General features: G+C 69.0%; 17 protein-coding genes. 10 read left to right on the forward strand and 7 right to left on the reverse strand.

Translation table 11 applies throughout. The features are described from left to right. Positions 1-121 precede the first annotated feature (121 nt). From GYM46_RS04105 to GYM46_RS04115, 3 genes are all read right to left on the reverse strand, one after another. A complete protein-coding gene (locus tag GYM46_RS04105) occupies positions 122-595 on the reverse strand; it encodes a YcgN family cysteine cluster protein (protein ID WP_008259885.1) in 474 nt (157 codons plus the stop codon). A gap of 110 nt (positions 596-705) precedes the next feature. After that, on the reverse strand, positions 706-1,044 hold the full coding sequence (locus GYM46_RS04110; RefSeq protein WP_008264225.1) for a DMT family transporter: 339 nt from the start codon (positions 1,042-1,044) through the stop codon (positions 706-708). Then, positions 1,041-1,619 carry a TetR/AcrR family transcriptional regulator gene (locus GYM46_RS04115; RefSeq protein ID WP_008262040.1) on the reverse strand — a complete coding sequence of 193 codons (579 nt, stop codon included), beginning with the start codon at positions 1,617-1,619 and terminating at the stop codon, positions 1,041-1,043. The genes GYM46_RS04110 and GYM46_RS04115 overlap by 4 nt, the downstream gene beginning before the upstream one ends. A gap of 83 nt (positions 1,620-1,702) precedes the next feature. On the opposite strand from GYM46_RS04115, the gene GYM46_RS04120 reads away from it, so the two are divergent. Beyond that, positions 1,703-3,520, forward strand: coding sequence for an ABC-F family ATP-binding cassette domain-containing protein (locus tag GYM46_RS04120; protein ID WP_008263494.1), 1,818 nt, complete (start codon positions 1,703-1,705; stop codon positions 3,518-3,520). On the opposite strand, the gene GYM46_RS04125 is transcribed toward GYM46_RS04120, so the two are convergent. Beyond that, entirely contained in the window at positions 3,517-3,696 is a 180-nt protein-coding gene (locus tag GYM46_RS04125) for a hypothetical protein (protein ID WP_008264376.1), read from the reverse strand. The genes GYM46_RS04120 and GYM46_RS04125 overlap by 4 nt on opposite strands. Before the next feature lie 92 nt (positions 3,697-3,788). Between GYM46_RS04125 and GYM46_RS04130 the strand changes: the two genes are divergently transcribed. The 8 genes from GYM46_RS04130 (at position 3,789) to GYM46_RS04165 (ending at position 12,274) form a co-directional block, all read left to right on the forward strand. Continuing rightward, positions 3,789-4,763 carry an alpha/beta hydrolase gene (locus GYM46_RS04130; protein WP_008260191.1) on the forward strand — a complete coding sequence of 325 codons (975 nt, stop codon included), beginning with the start codon at positions 3,789-3,791 and terminating at the stop codon, positions 4,761-4,763. Positions 4,764-4,854: 91 nt separating this feature from the next. Beyond that, complete coding sequence (locus GYM46_RS04135) at positions 4,855-5,835, forward strand: sensor histidine kinase (RefSeq protein WP_008264140.1); 981 nt, start codon at positions 4,855-4,857, stop codon at positions 5,833-5,835. A 608-nt stretch (positions 5,836-6,443) separates the two neighbouring features. After that, complete coding sequence (locus tag GYM46_RS04140; protein WP_040349252.1) at positions 6,444-7,631, forward strand: TonB family protein; 1,188 nt, start codon at positions 6,444-6,446, stop codon at positions 7,629-7,631. A gap of 44 nt (positions 7,632-7,675) precedes the next feature. Beyond that, positions 7,676-8,719 (forward strand): ABC transporter substrate-binding protein, encoded by a 1,044-nt coding sequence (locus GYM46_RS04145; RefSeq protein ID WP_008260208.1) that lies wholly within the window; start codon positions 7,676-7,678, stop codon positions 8,717-8,719. Then, positions 8,712-9,473, forward strand: a complete 762-nt coding sequence (locus GYM46_RS04150) for an ABC transporter ATP-binding protein (RefSeq protein WP_008260456.1) — start codon at positions 8,712-8,714, stop codon at positions 9,471-9,473. The genes GYM46_RS04145 and GYM46_RS04150 overlap by 8 nt, the downstream gene beginning before the upstream one ends. Further along, positions 9,470-10,225, forward strand: a complete 756-nt coding sequence (locus tag GYM46_RS04155) for an ABC transporter permease (RefSeq protein ID WP_164952608.1) — start codon at positions 9,470-9,472, stop codon at positions 10,223-10,225. Before GYM46_RS04150 ends, GYM46_RS04155 begins: the two co-directional genes overlap by 4 nt. Positions 10,226-10,289: 64 nt before the next feature. After that, positions 10,290-11,162, forward strand: a complete 873-nt coding sequence (locus GYM46_RS04160) for a hypothetical protein (protein WP_008261923.1) — start codon at positions 10,290-10,292, stop codon at positions 11,160-11,162. Then, positions 11,159-12,274 carry a DUF2336 domain-containing protein gene (locus GYM46_RS04165; RefSeq protein ID WP_008263737.1) on the forward strand — a complete coding sequence of 372 codons (1,116 nt, stop codon included), beginning with the start codon at positions 11,159-11,161 and terminating at the stop codon, positions 12,272-12,274. Before GYM46_RS04160 ends, GYM46_RS04165 begins: the two co-directional genes overlap by 4 nt. 253 nt (positions 12,275-12,527) lie before the next feature. Here GYM46_RS04165 and GYM46_RS04170 read toward each other — a convergent pair whose 3' ends face one another. The 3 genes from GYM46_RS04170 to cysK form a co-directional block, all read right to left on the reverse strand. Next, the gene (locus GYM46_RS04170) at positions 12,528-12,956 is read right to left on the reverse strand and encodes a MucR family transcriptional regulator (RefSeq protein WP_008260928.1); all 429 of its coding nucleotides are present in this window, start codon (positions 12,954-12,956) and stop codon (positions 12,528-12,530) included. 150 nt (positions 12,957-13,106) lie between these two features. Beyond that, entirely contained in the window at positions 13,107-14,324 is a 1,218-nt protein-coding gene (locus GYM46_RS04175; protein WP_008262297.1) for a DUF2336 domain-containing protein, read from the reverse strand. Between the two features lie 53 nt (positions 14,325-14,377). Continuing rightward, entirely contained in the window at positions 14,378-15,358 is a 981-nt protein-coding gene (gene cysK, locus GYM46_RS04180) for a cysteine synthase A (RefSeq protein WP_008264403.1), read from the reverse strand. 328 nt (positions 15,359-15,686) lie between these two features. Here cysK and GYM46_RS04185 point away from each other — a divergent pair, with 328 nt between their 5' ends. Next, positions 15,687-15,947 carry a hypothetical protein gene (locus GYM46_RS04185; protein WP_008261155.1) on the forward strand — a complete coding sequence of 87 codons (261 nt, stop codon included), beginning with the start codon at positions 15,687-15,689 and terminating at the stop codon, positions 15,945-15,947. The last annotated feature ends 113 nt before the right edge of the window (positions 15,948-16,060 follow it).

Below are 16,060 nucleotides of genomic sequence, written 5' to 3' on the forward strand. Positions count from 1 at the left end.
AGAAAAGCATAAGCGTTTGTATTTAAGCGATTTGGACCAGCGTCATTGTAACAGTTGACGCCGGAAGCCTGACATAACCGGCCTCAAGCAGCGCGAAGCGCGGTAGGCCAGCAAAAAGCCTCTACCCGCGTTCGACCGCCCACTCCGGCGCCTCGAAATCCAGCGCATCCTCCGGCTCGGCCAGCGACAGTTCCGAGATCGTCTGCCCCCGCACCGACACCCCGGCCGTATGCACCGTCTCCGGATCGCCCGAGACCAGCGGATGCCAGGCCGCCAGCGGCCGCCCCTCGTGCAGCCGGCGATAGGCGCAGGACTTGGGCATCCACGCCAGGGCCTGGATATTGTGCGGCGTCAGCTTGATGCAGTCCGGCACCTGGGCCTTGCGGTTCGCATAGTCGGCGCAGGTACAGGCGGCGGAATCGAACAGTTTGCAGTGGACCCGCGTCGGGATCACCGCGCCCGAATCCTCGTCCTCGAACCGGATCACGCAGCACAGGCCGCACCCGTCGCACAGTCCCTCCCACTCGGCCGTGGACATCTCGACCAGGGTCTTGGTTTCCCAATAAGGCTGAAGCGGGGACGGAACGGGGATCATGGGACGGCGCGCCTAATCGGTGGATGCGGCGATCAGATGGCGGCCGCGACTTGGACCGGCCCATAGCATCCCTGTTTCGACAGGTCTCTCCGTTCGCCCACGCCCCCGGCTCAGTGACCGACGGTCTTTGAGAACAGGTTGATCACCACCACCCCGCCGATGATCATCGCCAGGCCCGCGATCGCCGGCCAATCCAGCCTCTGGCGGAACGCGACCACCCCGATCACCGAGATCGCCACCACCCCCAGACCGCTCCAGATCGCATAGGCGATCCCCACCGGCATCTGTTTCAGCGCGACCGACAGCAGATAGAAGGCCAGGCCGTAGCAGACCGCCATCCCCGCCGTCGGCCAGACCCGGGTGAACTGCTGGCTCTGCTGCAACAGGGTCGTGCCCACGACCTCCAGCCCGATGGCCCCCAGCAGGGCGGCCCAGGTTATGGGGCTCACGCCTCGTTGGCCGTGATCAGATGGCCGGGCGTCAGCAGCGACAGCAGGGCCCGCCGCTGGTCCAGCGACACCGCATGCGTGCCGAAGATGTCCGACATCCACAGTCCGTCCGCGATAAGCCTCAGCATCAATGCGTCGTCCGCGCCGACCGGGTCGCTGGGATCGTCGATCTTCACCTTGGCGATCCAGCCGTTCCAGCGTTGCGCCAGTGTGGGTTCGATGGCGCAGGCGGCCATGACAACCCGTCCGATGCTGATGTCCTGAGGCGTGAAGGGCTCGATCACCGTGGCCCGCAGATAGGCCCGCGCATTCCGGCCATAGGGCTCCGGGTCCCGGGCCGCCTCGGCCAGGACGCTGTCGGTGTGCATTTCCCCCAGATGGTCGATCATCCCCTCCAGCAAGGCGATCTTGCTGGGGAAATGGTGCAGCAAGGCCCCCTTGCTGACCGTCGTCCGCGCCGCCACCGCATCCAGGGTGAAGCCCGACGCCCCCAGTTCGGCGGCGACTTCCAGCGCCTTTTCGATGATTTCGGCCCGGGTGTCGTCGGGGGCGCGGCGGCGTGTCGTGATGTCCATGACCGCTACATACCGTCTGGACGGTATCTGTCAAATCCCAAAGGCCGTGGCGGATCGAGCGTCCCTCCTCTATATGGCCGCCAATGGCAGCCAGACCCCCCCTCGTCGCACTCAAGGACGTCCGCCTTCAGGACGGCCAGCGCCCCCTCTTCGACGGCGTCGACCTCGCGGTCGAACCGCGCAGCCGCGCGGCCCTCGTCGGCCGCAACGGCGCCGGCAAGTCCACCCTGATGAAGGTGGTCATGGGCCTGATCGAGCCCGACAGCGGCGACCGTTCGGTCCAGTCCGCCGTCCGTTTCGCCTATGTGCCGCAGGAACCGGAAATCACCGGCGAAACCCTTCTGGACTACGCCTCGTCCGGCGAGGCCGAGACCTGGACGGCCGAGAGCTGGCTGGCCACCTTCGGCCTGGATCCCGAGAAATCGACCCAAGGCCTGTCCGGCGGCGAGACCCGACGCGCCGCCCTGGCCAAGGCCTTCGCCGAAGAGCCCGACCTGCTGCTGCTGGACGAGCCGACCAACCACCTCGACATCCTGGCCATCGAACTGCTGGAGAACGAGCTGATCCAGGCCCGGTTCGCCCTGCTGGTCGTCAGCCACGACCGCGCCTTCCTGAACCGCGTCACCAATACGGTCCACTGGCTGGAGAACCGCCGCGTCCGCACCCTGAACAAGGGCTTCGTCGAGTTCGACGAATGGTCGACCAAGGTGCAGGAGGAGGAAGCCGAGGCCCTGCGCCGCCTGACCAAGACCATCGAGCGCGAGACCGTCACCTTCTACTCCTCCATCACCGCCCGCCGCAGCCGCAACGAGGGCCGCGCCCGCTCGCTGGACGCCCTGCGCGCCGAACGCGCCGAAAAGATGAAGGACGCCCCGCGCGAACTGTATCTGGGCGTCGATTCCGGCGGCACGTCGGGCAAGCTGGTCGCCGAGATCAAGGGCGTATCCAAGGGCTTCGCCGGCCGCACCCTGTTCAAGGACCTGACCACCCGCATCATGCGCGGCGACCGCCTGGGCGTCGTCGGCCCCAACGGGGCGGGCAAGACCACCCTGGTCAAGACCCTGCTGGGCGAGCTGGCCCCGGACGAGGGCACGGTCCGCATGGGCTCCAATCTGGAATCCGTCTATCTGGATCAGTCGCGCGAGGGGCTGAAGTCGGACATGACCCTGTGGGACGCCCTGACGCCGGGCGGCGGCGACAGCATCCTGGTGCGCGGCGTGTCCAAACACGTCGCCGCCTACGCCAAGGACTTCCTGTTTTCAGAGGCCCAGCTGCGCCAACCGATCTCGACCCTGTCGGGCGGCGAACGCAACCGCCTGCTGCTGGCCCGCGCCCTGGCCAAGCCGGCCAATCTGCTGATCCTCGACGAACCGACCAACGACTTGGACATGGACACGCTCGACAAGCTGGAAGAGCTGCTCGAGAACTATGACGGCACCCTGATCCTGGTCAGCCACGACCGCGACTTCATCGACCGGCTGTCCACCTCGACCCTGGCCCTGAACGGGCGCGGCGACATCGTCGAGACCCCCGGCGGCTGGACCGACTTCATCCGCCAGAACCCCGGCTTCCTGCGCCCCGGCGCCAATCCCCGCCCTCAGGACAAGGCCGCCGCCCAGCGCGCCGCCGAGGCCCCGCCCCCCGCTGTCGCCGCCAAGAAGGTCGGCAAGCTGACCTTCAAGGACGCCCACCGCCTGAAGGAGCTGGAGGCCCTGATCGACGCCCTGCCCGGCCAGATCGCCAAACACGACGCGACGCTGGCCGACCCCGGCCTCTACGCCCGCGACCCCAAGGCCTTCGACGCCGCCATGAAGGCCGCCGACAAGGCCCGCGCCGACCTGGAATCCGCCGAACTGGAATGGCTGGAGCTGGAAGAGAAGAAGGCGGCCCTGGCGAGCTAGCCTTCCTTTTCGTCGTCGCCTTCCGCGGGGGTCTTTGATCCCCCGCGGCGGTTCTGAGCCACGCCCACGGCGATGAAGGCGACGAGGCCGAAGGCGAACCACAGGCCGAAATCCTTGGTCAACAGGCCGATCAGCCCGAAGATCAGAAGCACGCCGAACGGAGTGAGCTTTTTCATGGCGTCGACCTTATGGCGGATTTCAGCGTTTGGCGAGTTGGCCGGCGCCGCCGCCCCTTGAAACCAAACCCGCCGTCACCCACTCCACTGACATGACCCTGCGCACCCATGTCGTCGATTTCGCCCCCGCCCAGCAGGCGGCCGTGCGGCGGATCAACGCTGTCCTGGCCCGGGCGCCGCGCCTGCGCACCGACGCCTGGCGGATCGACGCCGGGCAGCGGCTGTCGCTGTGGCTGGACGCGGCGGCCGGGGCGATCACCGTGCCGCGCCTGCGCAAGCGCGGCGTCACGGTCGAGATCGTGCAGACGGAAGGCGACCAGCCCGTGCCCTTGCGCATCCTGCGGCCCGAAGGTCCGCCTCGCGCCGTCATCCTGGACATCCACGGCGGCGGCTGGGTGCTGGGCAGCGCCGGGCTGAACGACCGGCTGAACGCCCATCTGGCCCGCCACGGCTTCTGCGTCGTCTCGGTGGACTATCGCCTGCTGTCCGAGCGGCGCGGAATCTATATCGAGGCCGCCATATCCGACTGTCTGGCCGCCGCCCACTGGACCGTCACCAATGTGGACCGGCTGGGCGCGGCGACCGTCTTCCTGACCGGCGAATCCGCCGGCGCCCATCTGGCGGCCCTGACCGCCGTGGCCCTGCGCGACCAGGGGCTGATCGATCTGGTCAAGGGCTGCGTCTTCACCTACGGCGTCTTCGACCTGTCGGGCACGGAAAGCGTCCGCTCGGCCGACCCCGACACCCTGCTGTTCAACGGCCCCACGATGCAGGCCGACCTGGCCCGCCTGGCGCCCGAGCGCGACGAGGCGGGCCTGCGCCGTTCCGACGTCTCGCCCCTGTACGCCGACCTGACCGGCCTGCCGCCCGCTCTGTTCCTGGCCGGCGAATACGACCCGCTGTTCGAGGACAGCCTGTTGATGGCGACCCGCTGGGGCGAGGCGTCCGAGGCCGACCTGATCCGCGTGCCGGAAGTCCCCCACGGCTTCCTGCATTTCGGCGGCCCGGCCGCGCGGGGGGCGCGGGGGGCCGTCCGCGCCTGGCTCAACGGACGCCTGAAGTCATAAGGAAAATTCCCGATTGTAGGACTGAGGGATTTCACCTACCTCCAGAGACTTGAGCGCCGCGTGATGCGGGCATTGGGGGAGAAGTAAGCCTTTGAACCCGGACCTGTTTCGTCGCCCCCCCTTTGGCTATGGTCTGGCGATCTGCATCTGGCTGACGGCGCTCGGGATCCGCATGGCCCTGGCCGACTGGTTCCCGCCCGGCTTCCCCTATCTGACCTTCTTCCCGGCCGTGGTGGTCGTGGCCTATTTCGCCGGACTGTGGCCCGCGATCCTGACTGCCGTCCTGTCAGGTCTCAGCGCCTGGTGGTTCTGGATCGGCGCGCCCGGTTTCGACTGGAGCTTGGCGACGGGGATGGCCCTGGCCTTTTACGTCTTCGTCATCGCCGTCGACATCTTCTTCATCGTCGGCATGAACTCCGCGACCGACAATCTGCGGCGCGAGGTGGCGCGCAACGCCGCCCTGGCCGAGAGCCGCGACCTGCTGCTGAAAGAGGTCCAGCACCGCGTCTCCAACAATATCCAGGTGGTCAGCGCACTGCTGCGGCTCGAGGCCGGGATGTCGAAGGATCCCGCCGCCCGTCGCGCCCTCTCCGACGCCTCGGCGCGCACAGCCATGATCGCCAATGTGCAGCGCAGCCTGCTCGACGCCGACGGCGCGGCGGCGCCCTTCGACGACCTGGCGCGCCAGCTGGTCCTCGACGCCCTGAACGCCGCCGGCCGCACCGACGTGGCCGTCGTGGTCGAGGAAGCCCGGCACGCCCTGACGGCGGACGAGGCCACGCCGGTCGTCCTGATCCTGCTGGAATGCGTCAACAACGCCCTGGAACACGCCTTCCCCGACCGCCCCGGCCGCATCCACGTCCGCCTGTATGAGCAGGGGGCGGAACGCCGCCTGGAGGTGCGCGACGACGGCGCCGGACCGCCGCCGGGCTTCGATCCCGCCAAGGGACGCAGCCTGGGCCTGCGCATCGTCCTCGGCCTGACGGATCAGCTTCACGGCCGCTTCAGCATCGTCGACGCCGCCCCCGGCGCCCTGTGCGTTCTCAGCTACCCAAAGCCCGCCGCGCACTGACGTCGCGTTTCTGTGGACAACACAAACCGCTGATACGCCACGGCGAATTTGATCCGTCCACCGATGTTCACAGACTTGTCCACCGCCGCCGGGCCAATCGTGCACATCGGGGCGAGTTCGGGCGCTTGCCTCATACCGGGTTTCGCGAGAACGTCAACTGGCCGAGGGACACGGCGGCGCGGAAATCGGGGGAGACCCCGGCCTCAAGCGAACCGGCCCGGCTCTCCGACCCGGCGTGATCGGGCGATCTTCGGATCGTAACGTGCGCCAGGCGGGATCCACGGCCCCGGTCTTCGACGGTCTCAGGATCGACGAAAGGCGGGGAACCGGATCGGGATCGACGGACGACGCGGCCGCAAGGCCGTGGAACGCCAGAGACCCGGAGCGCGACAGGATACAGCCGACCGCCCTTTCGGGTTCGCTCGAAACGGCGCTGACGCCAGGGTCCGACCCAGCCGGCCAAGTCCAACCCGGACTTGGCGAGGGGACGAAGAGCACGGGTTCCCCCCGAACGCTTCGTCCCCTCGCTCAATTGGGGCCGAATTCACAGACTTACGCTAGACAGACGCCGCCCCATCTGCACCCATGCCGTGCAGTTGGAGATCGTCATGCGCGCATTACAGACCGCCCTGTGCATCCTGGCCGCCGGCGCCGTAACGACGGCCGGTTCGGCGAAGGCCGACCCACGGCTGCAGGACGCGGGGCCGCCCCCTCCGACGCCCTCGCCCATCAGCGTCAGGCCCGCCGTCCTGATCGGGCCGGCCCCGTCGGTCGAGACCACCATCCTGCAGCTGCCGCAGGCCGAAGCGACGTGCGAAGGCCTCGCGGTTCAGCCCCTCTACGCCGACGACCTGCCGGCGCAGCAGGCCGCGCGACGGGGGATGTCCGACGCAGAGACGATCCTGGCCTTCTCGGTCGCGTCGGATGGGCGCACGGTGGATATCCGTCCCGCCGACGCAGCCCCCGCAGCCTTCGACATCCTGCAGGCCGGTCTCGCCGCCTGGCGGTTTCCCGCCCAAGCGCGCAAGGATTGCCGCTTGACGATCCGCTGGCGCAGCGTTCGACTGGACGAGGCGGAAGTCCCGGACCTGCTGAACTATTTCGCCGTCACCCGGACCACCGGGGCCCTGCGCGACGCCGTGGCGAAACGCCTGGGCGGACAGGGCGCCGACTGCGGCGACCGGTTCGGCGGCCGCCGACCGGACACGGTTGTGTTTCCCGACTTTGAAAAAGGGCGCAAGCCCCCGCCCGGCGGTCGCAGTTGGTCCGTGACCCGCTGGAACATCGACGCCGATGGCCGCGCGACCGACGTCGAGACTCTCGGCTCGTCCGGCGACGTAGACCTGGACTCCGAGGCTCGCCGTGCGGCGGCCGAGACCCGGATGCAGCCCGGACCGGCCCGGACCGGCTGTGTCTACAATCTCTATCGCTCGGGCGGGACCCTCGCGGCTCCGCCGCTGACGCCGGAAGATCAGCGTGAAGACCCGCTGCAGCAATGCCCGCCGGCCGTCGCAGACCGGTTCGCCGTTCGGGCCAATCCCGTATTTCCGACCGTCTTCAACGAGCGCTCCATTGAGGGCTGGGCGTTGATCCGCTTCGACATCGCCCCCTGGGGCCAGATCGGCAACGTCTCGGTGATCGAGGCCCAGCCGGCCGCCGCCTTCGGCGTCGACGCCCTGCGGCTGGTGCAGTCCAGCCAGGCCACGCCGGGGTTCGAGGCCGGCGTCCGGTGCGTTGTTCCCGTCCGCTACAAGCTGCAGGACGAAACGGCCGCGCCCGACGTGGATCAGAACTGAACCCCCGCCTTCCCAAGGCCTGCATCCCCTCGTAAAGCAGGGCCATGATCCAGCTTGGGAATCGCCTGCTGACCCGTCGCCGCGCCCTGCTCGCGGGCGGCGCGGCCGTGGTCGGGGGGGCGGCGCTGGGCCTGCGCGCCTGCGACCGCTCAGAGGCGCCGGTGGATGAGCAGGGCCGGGTGCGGCTGCGTTTCGCCACCGACTGGCGGGCCCAGGCCGAACAGGGCGGCTTCTATCAGGCCCTGGCGACCGGCGCCTATGAGAAGCGCGGGCTGAACGTCCAGATCGTTCAGGGCGGGCCGGGCGTGAACGTGCCGCAACTGCTGGCCTCGGGCGCCGTCGAACTGGGCATGGGGTCCAACAGCTTCATCCCGATGAACCTGGTCGCGGCCGGCGCACCCGTTAAGGCCGTCGCCGCCTTCTTCCAGAAGGACCCCCAGGTCCTGATCGCCCACCCGGACCCCGCGCTGGAGACCATCGCCGATCTGAAGGGCCGGCCCTTCCTGCTGGCCGACGCCTCGATCAACGCCTTCTGGGTCTGGCTGAAGGCCAAATACGGCTTCACCGACGACCAGGTGCGCAAATACACCTTCAACCTGGCGCCCTTCCTGGCCGACGAGCGGGCGGTGCAGCAGGGTTATCTGACCAGCGAACCCTACACCATCGAACAGGAGGCCGGGTTCGAGCCCAAGATCTTCCTGCTGGCCGACGAAGGCTATCCCTCCTACGCCGCCATGGTCCTGGCGCCCAACGCCTTCGCGCGGGACAACGCCACGGCCCTGCGCAGCTTCATCGCCGCCTCGGCGGAAGGGTGGCGCGACTATCTGCGCGGCGATGCGGCGCCGGGCGACGCCCTGATCCGCAAGGACAATCCGGAAATGACCCAGGCCATCCTGGACCAGGCCCGGCAGAAGCTGCGCGACAACGCCATCGTCGACGGGGGCGACGCCGCCCTGTACGGCCTGGGCGCCATGACGGCCGACCGCTGGCAGGCCTTCTTCGAGGTGGTCAGCCAGGCGGGGGTGTTCGACCCCGGCCTGAACTGGCGCGAGGCCTTCACCGACAACTATCTGCCGGGCCGTGGCTGATCCCATCGCCGCGCTGCGGGGGGTCGTCGTCGACTGGCCCGGCCGCGCGCCGCTGGGCCCCATCGACCTGAGCGTGGCGCGGGGCGAGATCGTCGCCCTGGTCGGGGCCTCAGGCGCCGGCAAGTCCACGACATTGCGCCTGCTGGCGGGGCTTCAGACGCCCAGCCGGGGCGAGGTGGTCCGCGCCCTGAGGGTCGGCCGCACCGGCTTCGTCTTCCAGAGCCCGACCCTGATGCCCTGGGCCGACGCCGTCGCCAATGTGGCCCTGCCGCTGGAGCTGGCGGGCGTGGCCCGGCCCCAGGCCCGTTCGCGCGCGGCCCAGGCCCTGGGCGCGGTCGGCCTGGGCGACCGGCCGGACGCCCGGCCGTCGCAGCTGTCGGGCGGCATGGCGATGCGCGCCGCACTGGCCCGCGCCCTGATCACCGCCCCCGACCTGCTGTTGCTGGACGAACCCTTCGCCGCCCTGGACAGCGTCACCCGCCGCCGCCTGATCGAGGATCTGCACGCCCTTTGGGCCGCCGCCGAGCCCCGGCCCGCCATGGTCTTCGTCACCCATGATGTCGAGGAGGCCGTCTATCTGGCCCAGCGGGTCGTGGTGCTGGACGCCGCCACCGGGCGGCCCGTCGCGGACCTGCCGACGCCCGGCCCCCTGCCCCGCCCCGCCCGCTGGCGCGCCGATCCCGCCTATCGCCAGATGGTCGAGGCGATCGCAGACGCGCTGGAGGCGGCCATGCGCCCCGAGACGACGACATGAGGCGCCTGGCGGAACTGGGGCCGCCCCTGCTTCTGGCCATCCTGCTGCTGGCGGTGTGGGAGGCGGCGTGTCGCCTGCTGGACCTGCCCGTCTATTTCCTGCCGCCGCCCAGCGCGGTGGCCGTGGCCCTGGTCGAGGCGGGGCCGCGTCTGGCCGCCTCGGCCTGGATCACCTTCGGCATGGCGGTTCAGGCCCTGGTCCTGGCCGGACTGGTCGGCGGGGGGCTGGCCCTGGCGGTGTCGCTGCACCCGGCGGCCGAGCGGGCCGTGCGGCCCCTGGCCGTGGCGCTTCAGGTCACGCCGGTCGTGGCCGTCGCCCCCCTGGTGCTGATCTGGGCCGGGCTGGACCACGCCGACCGGGCCGTGGTGGCCCTGGCGGCCGTCGTCGCCTTCTTCCCGCTGTTCTCGGGAATTCTGACCGGGCTGAAGTCGGCCGATCCCGACCTGGAGCGGCTGTTCGACCTGTATGGCGCCACGCCCCTGCAAAGACTGTGGCGGCTGCGCCTGCCCTCGGCCCTTCCGTTCGCGCTGGAGGGTCTGCGGGTCGCGGCGGGTCTGGCGGTCATCGGCGCCGTGGTGGCCGAATTCGTCTCGGGCTCGGGCGCGACCCAGGGTCTGGCCTGGCGGCTGCTGGAGGCGGGCAACCGCCTGCGCACGGCGGAAATGCTGGCCGGGGTCCTGTGCCTGACCCTGCTGGGCCTGGTGCTGAACGCCGCTGTCGGGGTGATCGGACGATTCCTGTTGCGCCGTTAGCGACGGGTTAAGCGATATCCGCCTAGGCTGGGGGTTGTCTTTTTGTTCGTGCGAGACCCGCCCCTTGCGACACGCCCTGATCCTGTCGACCGCCCTGATCGCCGCCTGCGCGGCGTCGGGCGCCGCCATGGCTCAATCTTCGGCGAGCGGCGCAGGCGGCCTGCGCTACCTGTCCTGGCCGGGCAAGCCGCCGGTGGCGCAGGGCGCTGCGCCGACGCTGCGCCGCATCCCGCAGCCGACCCCGGTCGCCGCCGCCGTCGATACGCCCGTCAGCTTCATCCCGCCGGCCCGCCTGTCGGCCCCGGCGCCGGCGTCGAAGCCCACGCCGCATCGTGGCCTGACGCCGGCCAGCGACTGGATCGCGCCCGTGCCGACGATGGCGACGACGCCCCAGCCCTATGTCGCCGCGCCCGCCCCCGTCGAGGCCACGCCGTCCCCTGTTCACGCCGAAACCGTCGTCGCAGCCCAGGACCCGGCGCCCGCACAGTCGCCGGTCCAGGCCCAGCCACACACCCAGACTCAGGCCCAGGCCGAAGCCGCGCCTGAGCCCGCCTTCGATCCGATGGCCCCGCGACGCGACGCGCCGATCTTCCGCCTCCAGCGCCAGACGACCGCCCAGACCGCGCCCGAAACTGCGGCCCAGGCCCAGGGCGGGACCAAGGGTGAGACCGCCTCCGCCGCGCCGCCCGCCATGCTCCAGGCGGCCCTCGCCCCGGTCCAGGGCGCGCGCTTCTATTCGGTCCATCGTCAGGCCGGCCATCAGCCGGACCGGATCAACCCGGTCCAGCCCATCTATCTCGACGCCCTGCCGGTGGAGATGACCCAGACCCCGTCGTCCGCCGACCTGGCGCAACCCGACGGTCCGCCCGCCCTGCAGCGCAACAGCGACGGCTCGGTCCGGGCCATGCCCCAGACCACGGGGGACGACCTGCCATGACCGAACCCTCCGCCGAAGAACGGGCCATCATCATGGGCTCGCGCCTGCCCGATCTGATCGCCCTGGCCAACGAGGCCTCCAGCGAGAAGCGCCGGCTGCTGCTGCGCGAACTGACCGACCACTTCCTGGGCGGCGTCGAGCACAGCGTGGCCGAGACCGAGCTTTACGGCTCCGTCCTCGAAACCCTGTCGGAGGAGATGGAGACGGCCGTCCGCGCGGAACTGGCCGCCCGTTTCGCCGAGGCGCCCAACGCCCCGGCCAGCCTGATCCGGCGCCTGGCCGAGGATCAGATCGACGTCGCCGGGCCGGTCCTGCGCGCCTCGACCGTCCTGACCGACGCGGACCTGATCGACGTGGTCAGCCGCCAGGGCCAGGACCACATGCGCGCCGTCTCCGGCCGTACCGAGGTGTCCGAGGCCGTGTCCGAGATCATCGTCGAACGCGGCGACGACCACACCCTGGGCGTCCTGCTGCGCAACGACGGCGCCCAGCTGTCGCGCGCCGCGTCGGAAACTGCGGTCGAACGCGCCAAGAACAACCCCGAGCTTCACGCCCCGGCGGTCGAGCGCAAGAGCCTGCCCGCCGACCTGCTGAACGACATGTATTTCGTCGTCGAGGCCCGGCTGCGTCACCAGATCCTGGAACAGAACGCCCAGATGGATCCGGACCTGCTGGAAGCCGCCCTGGCCGCCGGTCGCGCCCGTGTCGCCACCGACGACGGCGCCCTGCCGGCCGACTACGCCGAAAGCCTGGCCTATGTCGACGAGCTGCACGCCGCCAACCAGCTGACCCCGCAGGTGCTGATCCGCTTCCTGCGCTCCAAGGGCCGCACGGCCTTCCTGGTCGCCCTGTCGCGTCTTTCGGATGTGGATTTCCACACCGCCCGCAACATCGTGGACCGGCGCGACCTGGACGCCCTGTCGATCATCTGCAAGGCCGCCGACATCGACCGGGCGATCTTCCTGACCTACGCCGTGTCGCTTCTGGGCGGGGATTCCAATCCGATGGGCCGGGCCGCCGCCTATGGCCGGATGTACAGCGAACTGACCCGCGACGCCGCCCAGCGCACCCTGCGCTTCTGGCGCATGCGCCGCGTCGCCCAGGCGGCCTAAAACGCACGATTTCTCCCTCCCCCTGCGGGGGAGGGGCGTCGCGCCAGCGACGGGGCGGGGGCGGCCAGGCAATGCGCGCGCGCCTTATGCGGGCCCCACCCGTCCCATTCTGAATCGATCTGTCTCGCGTCGCCCGGCCCGGCCCACCCGGCTTCGCTGCGCTACGCCCCCCTCCCCCGCAGGGGGAGGGAGATCAAACAAAAGCGCCCGCCTCCTTGCGGAAGCGGGCGCTTTCTACCAGTAAGGACCGGGCTTATTTCTTGGCGCGGGCGACGCGGGCCGGCTTGCGGCCGCCCTGGCCCAGGCCCATCTGCTTGGCCAGTTCCGAACGGGCCTTGGCGTAGTTCGGGGCGACCATGGGATAGTCTTTCGGCAGACCCCATTTGGCGCGGTAATCTTCGGGGCTCATGTCGTACTTGGTGCGCAGGTGGCGCTTCAGCGACTTGAACTTGCGACCGTCTTCCAGACAGATCAGGAAGTCGGCGTTGATCGACTTGCGGATCGGCACGGCCGGTTCCTTGGGTTCCGGCGGAACCTCCACGGGACCGTTGGAGACACCCGACAGAGCGGCGTGAATATTGGCGATCAGCGCCGGCAGGGCTTCCGCCGTCACCGTGTTGTTGCCGACATAGGCCGACACGATGTCAGCGGTCATTTCCAGCAGTTCGGGCTTCTCGTCCATTCGCGGCGTCTCTTTCATAATCTATTTGCTTCGACTGAAACGCCAGCCGAACCTACCCTTCCGGCTCTTAGGGTTGTTTGAATGCAAAAGCAATCCGGCCGTTATGCGAACGACAAGGCTCTATATAACCACACTTGTGGTCATGCTGACCTAGCGTTTCAAGTCTTCGGTCAGGACCATCATGGCTGCACGTTCCGGCGCCGAATATTCATCGATCACCTCATCCTCGCCCTCACGAATCGCACGCAGGAGACTGGGGGTCAGGGCCGATGACAGAGACCAGTTCCAGTAACGCAATACGGTCTGCGCCCGATCCACGGCCAACATTTCATAGGTGATCTGCACACGTTCAAGGTCAGGATGCAGGCCGCCGTCGGCCGTCGTCTCCGGCCGACGCATCGAGCGCCACAGATTGAGCAGGTCCGCACGCGACAGACCCGTCGCCTTGCACAGGATCGCCAGGGGTTCGCCGCCCGGATCCCCCAGGATCTTGGCGCCGGTCAAGGGTTTGACGCCCGCCAGGAAGGCGATCTCCGACGCCGTCTCGCGCGACAGGCCGTCTTGCGCCGCCACCGACAGGGCGTGTTCCAGCCCGTCAAAGGGGCTCTTGTCGATGGCCGCGCGGTTGCGCTGGCGTCGCTCGATGAACTGCAGGGCCTTGCGCGCGACGGGGTCCGACCAGCCCTCGGCCGCGGCCATGGCGAAGACGTCCTCGGACACCTCCTGCATCACCTCGCGCGACACGGCGAACCGCTGCAGGATGGTGCGCCGGTCGTCCGGGCCGCACCACCAGAACATCACATAGGCCCCGGCCGGTCTCAGCTCGGGCCGTTTCAGCAGCAGGCCGGACAGTTTCGGATGCGTCCGGCTCAGGCCGACCACGGCCTCGACCCCGACCTGGGACAGGCGGGCGGTGGGGTTGCGCAGCACCGCCTCCATCACCTCCATCTCGCCGAAGCCGAACAGGGTTTCGGTGACGATCTCGGACAGACCGCGACGCTCGGCCATGATCAGTCGGTGCTCGGGCCCAGCGTCGCGCGCACACCCGACCAGATCCGCGTCGCTCAGGGACGCGCATTGTTCGATCAGCAGACGGGCGACCTCGGGCTCGTCGCGCAGCAGCAGGCGCGCGACGCTGCTGGGCAGTTCGGCCAGGGGCGCCAGCCGCGTCGCCACGCGCCGACGCTCCTCCGTCGATCCCAGCCGCAGCATCTCGACCAGCAGGTCGCCGGTCACGGCCCGTTCGAAGGCGTTGATCCGGCTGGCCGGCAGGGAGACGACGTCGGCCAGCCGCTTCAGCAACGCATGGCGCGCCTTCAGCGACGGGGGAGCCGCCTCTTCGTCATTCAGGGCCGACGCCTGGGTCATGGCGCCAAGACTAGGGTCTCAGAGTTAACCCGACGTATCAGCGACGCTCGGCTTTACAGGCCCTCGAAAAGCGCCGTCGACAGGTAGCGTTCGGCGAAGGACGGGATGATGACCACGATGGTCTTGCCCGCATTCTCGTCGCGGGCGGCCAGGCGGAAAGCCGCCGTCAGGGCCGCGCCCGAACTGATGCCGACCGGGATTCCCTCGACGCGGGCCGCCTTGCGGGCCATGTCGAAACTCTCGTCGTTCGACACCTGTTCGATCCCGTCCACGACCGAGGCGTCATAGATGGCGGGAGTGAAGCCCGCGCCTATGCCCTGGATCTTGTGCGGGCCGGGCGCGCCGCCCGACAGGACCGGCGAAGCCTCGGGCTCGACCGCGATCATCCGGATCGAGGCCTTGCGGGCCTTCAGCGCCTGGCCGACGCCCGAGATGGTGCCGCCGGTGCCGACCCCGGCCACCACCATGTCCACGGCGCCGTCGGTGTCGTTCCATATTTCCTCGGCCGTGGTCGCGCGGTGGATGGCGGGATTGGCCAGGTTCTCGAACTGCGACGGGATCACCGCATTGGGCGTGGTCTCCAGCAGTTCCTGGGCGCGGGCGATGGCGCCCTTCATCCCCTTCTCGGCCGGGGTCAGCTCCAGCTGGGCGCCCAGCAGGGCCAGCATCTTGCGCCGTTCGATCGACATGCTCTCGGGCATGCACAGGATCAGTTTCAGACCCTTGGCGGCGGCGACGAAGGCCAGGGCGATGCCGGTGTTGCCGCTGGTCGGTTCGATCAGCACCGTGTCGGCCTTGATCCTGCCCGCGTCTTCCAGCGCCTCGACCATGGCGACCCCGATCCGGTCCTTGACCGAGGCGATGGGGTTGAAGAACTCCAGCTTGGCCAGCACGGTGGCCTTGGCCCCGTATTCGGCCGACAGGCGCGGCAGCCGCACCAGGGGGGTGTCGCCGATGGTGTCGATGATCGAGTCATAGACCTTGCCCCGCCCCTTCTTCAGATGGCGGGACGCGTCGTAGCTGAAGTCGGACATGGGGGCTCCGGTAAGGTCGGGTCGTTCAGGGTGCGTAACAGACAGGCGGGGAGATCGATCCGCAAGGGGGCGACGACGATGATTTCTGTCCGCCAGGATCAGATCCGGCGCCGCCGACATCCTGGATCTTCGCAAACATCCGCTGCACTGGGCGCCTCCAGCAACCGACGCAACTCACTCCTGGACCTTCACCGATCCGCAGTCGTCTCACTCGGAGCGGCGCGCCTTTCACGCAAACGTTAAGAGCATTGGAGATTATTGTGGGTTGCATCGCATTCGGGTCAGCTGTCCTCTCCAGGTGGGAGATAGGCTCCCCTGGAGGTTTACGATGAAGCTGAAATCGACCGTCCGTCTCGTCGCCTTGGGAGCCGTTCTCGGGGCTTCCGCATTCGCCGCCGCCGCGACGGCGAAAGCGCCGGGAATCATGTATTTCCGGACCTTCTACAGTGATGCCACCCTGACCACTCAGGTGGGCTTCTACAGGGACCGGTGTTCGAACGGGAATGTCGTCGCCTCGCCTGTGAATGGCACGACTTCGCCCTTTTACACCTTGGAAGCCATCGGGTCCTGCCCCGGCGGATACTGGTAACCATCATAGAGCTCGAACGCCGCCGACCCCCGATTCGGCGGCGTTCGTTCGTTGGGTTTTGCCATGACAGCGGGGCTCCAGGGCGGATCAGTCGGCCCTCCAGAAGCGCCTCA

It is taken from the genome of Brevundimonas mediterranea (genome assembly GCF_011064825.1).
GTDB classification, from domain to species: domain Bacteria; phylum Pseudomonadota; class Alphaproteobacteria; order Caulobacterales; family Caulobacteraceae; genus Brevundimonas; species Brevundimonas mediterranea_A.

Excerpts from the sequence above, each read along its gene's own strand:
- GYM46_RS04105 (WP_008259885.1), bottom strand. The coding sequence starts at position 595 with ATGATCCCCGTTCCGTCCCCGCTTCAGCCTTATTGGGAAACCAAGACC.
- GYM46_RS04115 (WP_008262040.1), bottom strand. The coding sequence starts at position 1,619 with ATGGACATCACGACACGCCGCCGCGCCCCCGACGACACCCGGGCCGAA.
- GYM46_RS04120 (WP_008263494.1), top strand. The coding sequence starts at position 1,703 with ATGGCAGCCAGACCCCCCCTCGTCGCACTCAAGGACGTCCGCCTTCAG.
- GYM46_RS04125 (WP_008264376.1), bottom strand. The coding sequence starts at position 3,696 with ATGAAAAAGCTCACTCCGTTCGGCGTGCTTCTGATCTTCGGGCTGATC.
- GYM46_RS04130 (WP_008260191.1), top strand. The coding sequence starts at position 3,789 with ATGACCCTGCGCACCCATGTCGTCGATTTCGCCCCCGCCCAGCAGGCG.
- GYM46_RS04140 (WP_040349252.1), top strand. The coding sequence starts at position 6,444 with ATGCGCGCATTACAGACCGCCCTGTGCATCCTGGCCGCCGGCGCCGTA.
- GYM46_RS04145 (WP_008260208.1), top strand. The coding sequence starts at position 7,676 with ATGATCCAGCTTGGGAATCGCCTGCTGACCCGTCGCCGCGCCCTGCTC.
- GYM46_RS04155 (WP_164952608.1), top strand. The coding sequence starts at position 9,470 with ATGAGGCGCCTGGCGGAACTGGGGCCGCCCCTGCTTCTGGCCATCCTG.
- GYM46_RS04165 (WP_008263737.1), top strand. The coding sequence starts at position 11,159 with ATGACCGAACCCTCCGCCGAAGAACGGGCCATCATCATGGGCTCGCGC.
- GYM46_RS04170 (WP_008260928.1), bottom strand. The coding sequence starts at position 12,956 with ATGGACGAGAAGCCCGAACTGCTGGAAATGACCGCTGACATCGTGTCG.
- GYM46_RS04175 (WP_008262297.1), bottom strand. The coding sequence starts at position 14,324 with ATGACCCAGGCGTCGGCCCTGAATGACGAAGAGGCGGCTCCCCCGTCG.
- cysK (WP_008264403.1), bottom strand. The coding sequence starts at position 15,358 with ATGTCCGACTTCAGCTACGACGCGTCCCGCCATCTGAAGAAGGGGCGG.
- GYM46_RS04185 (WP_008261155.1), top strand. The coding sequence starts at position 15,687 with ATGAAGCTGAAATCGACCGTCCGTCTCGTCGCCTTGGGAGCCGTTCTC.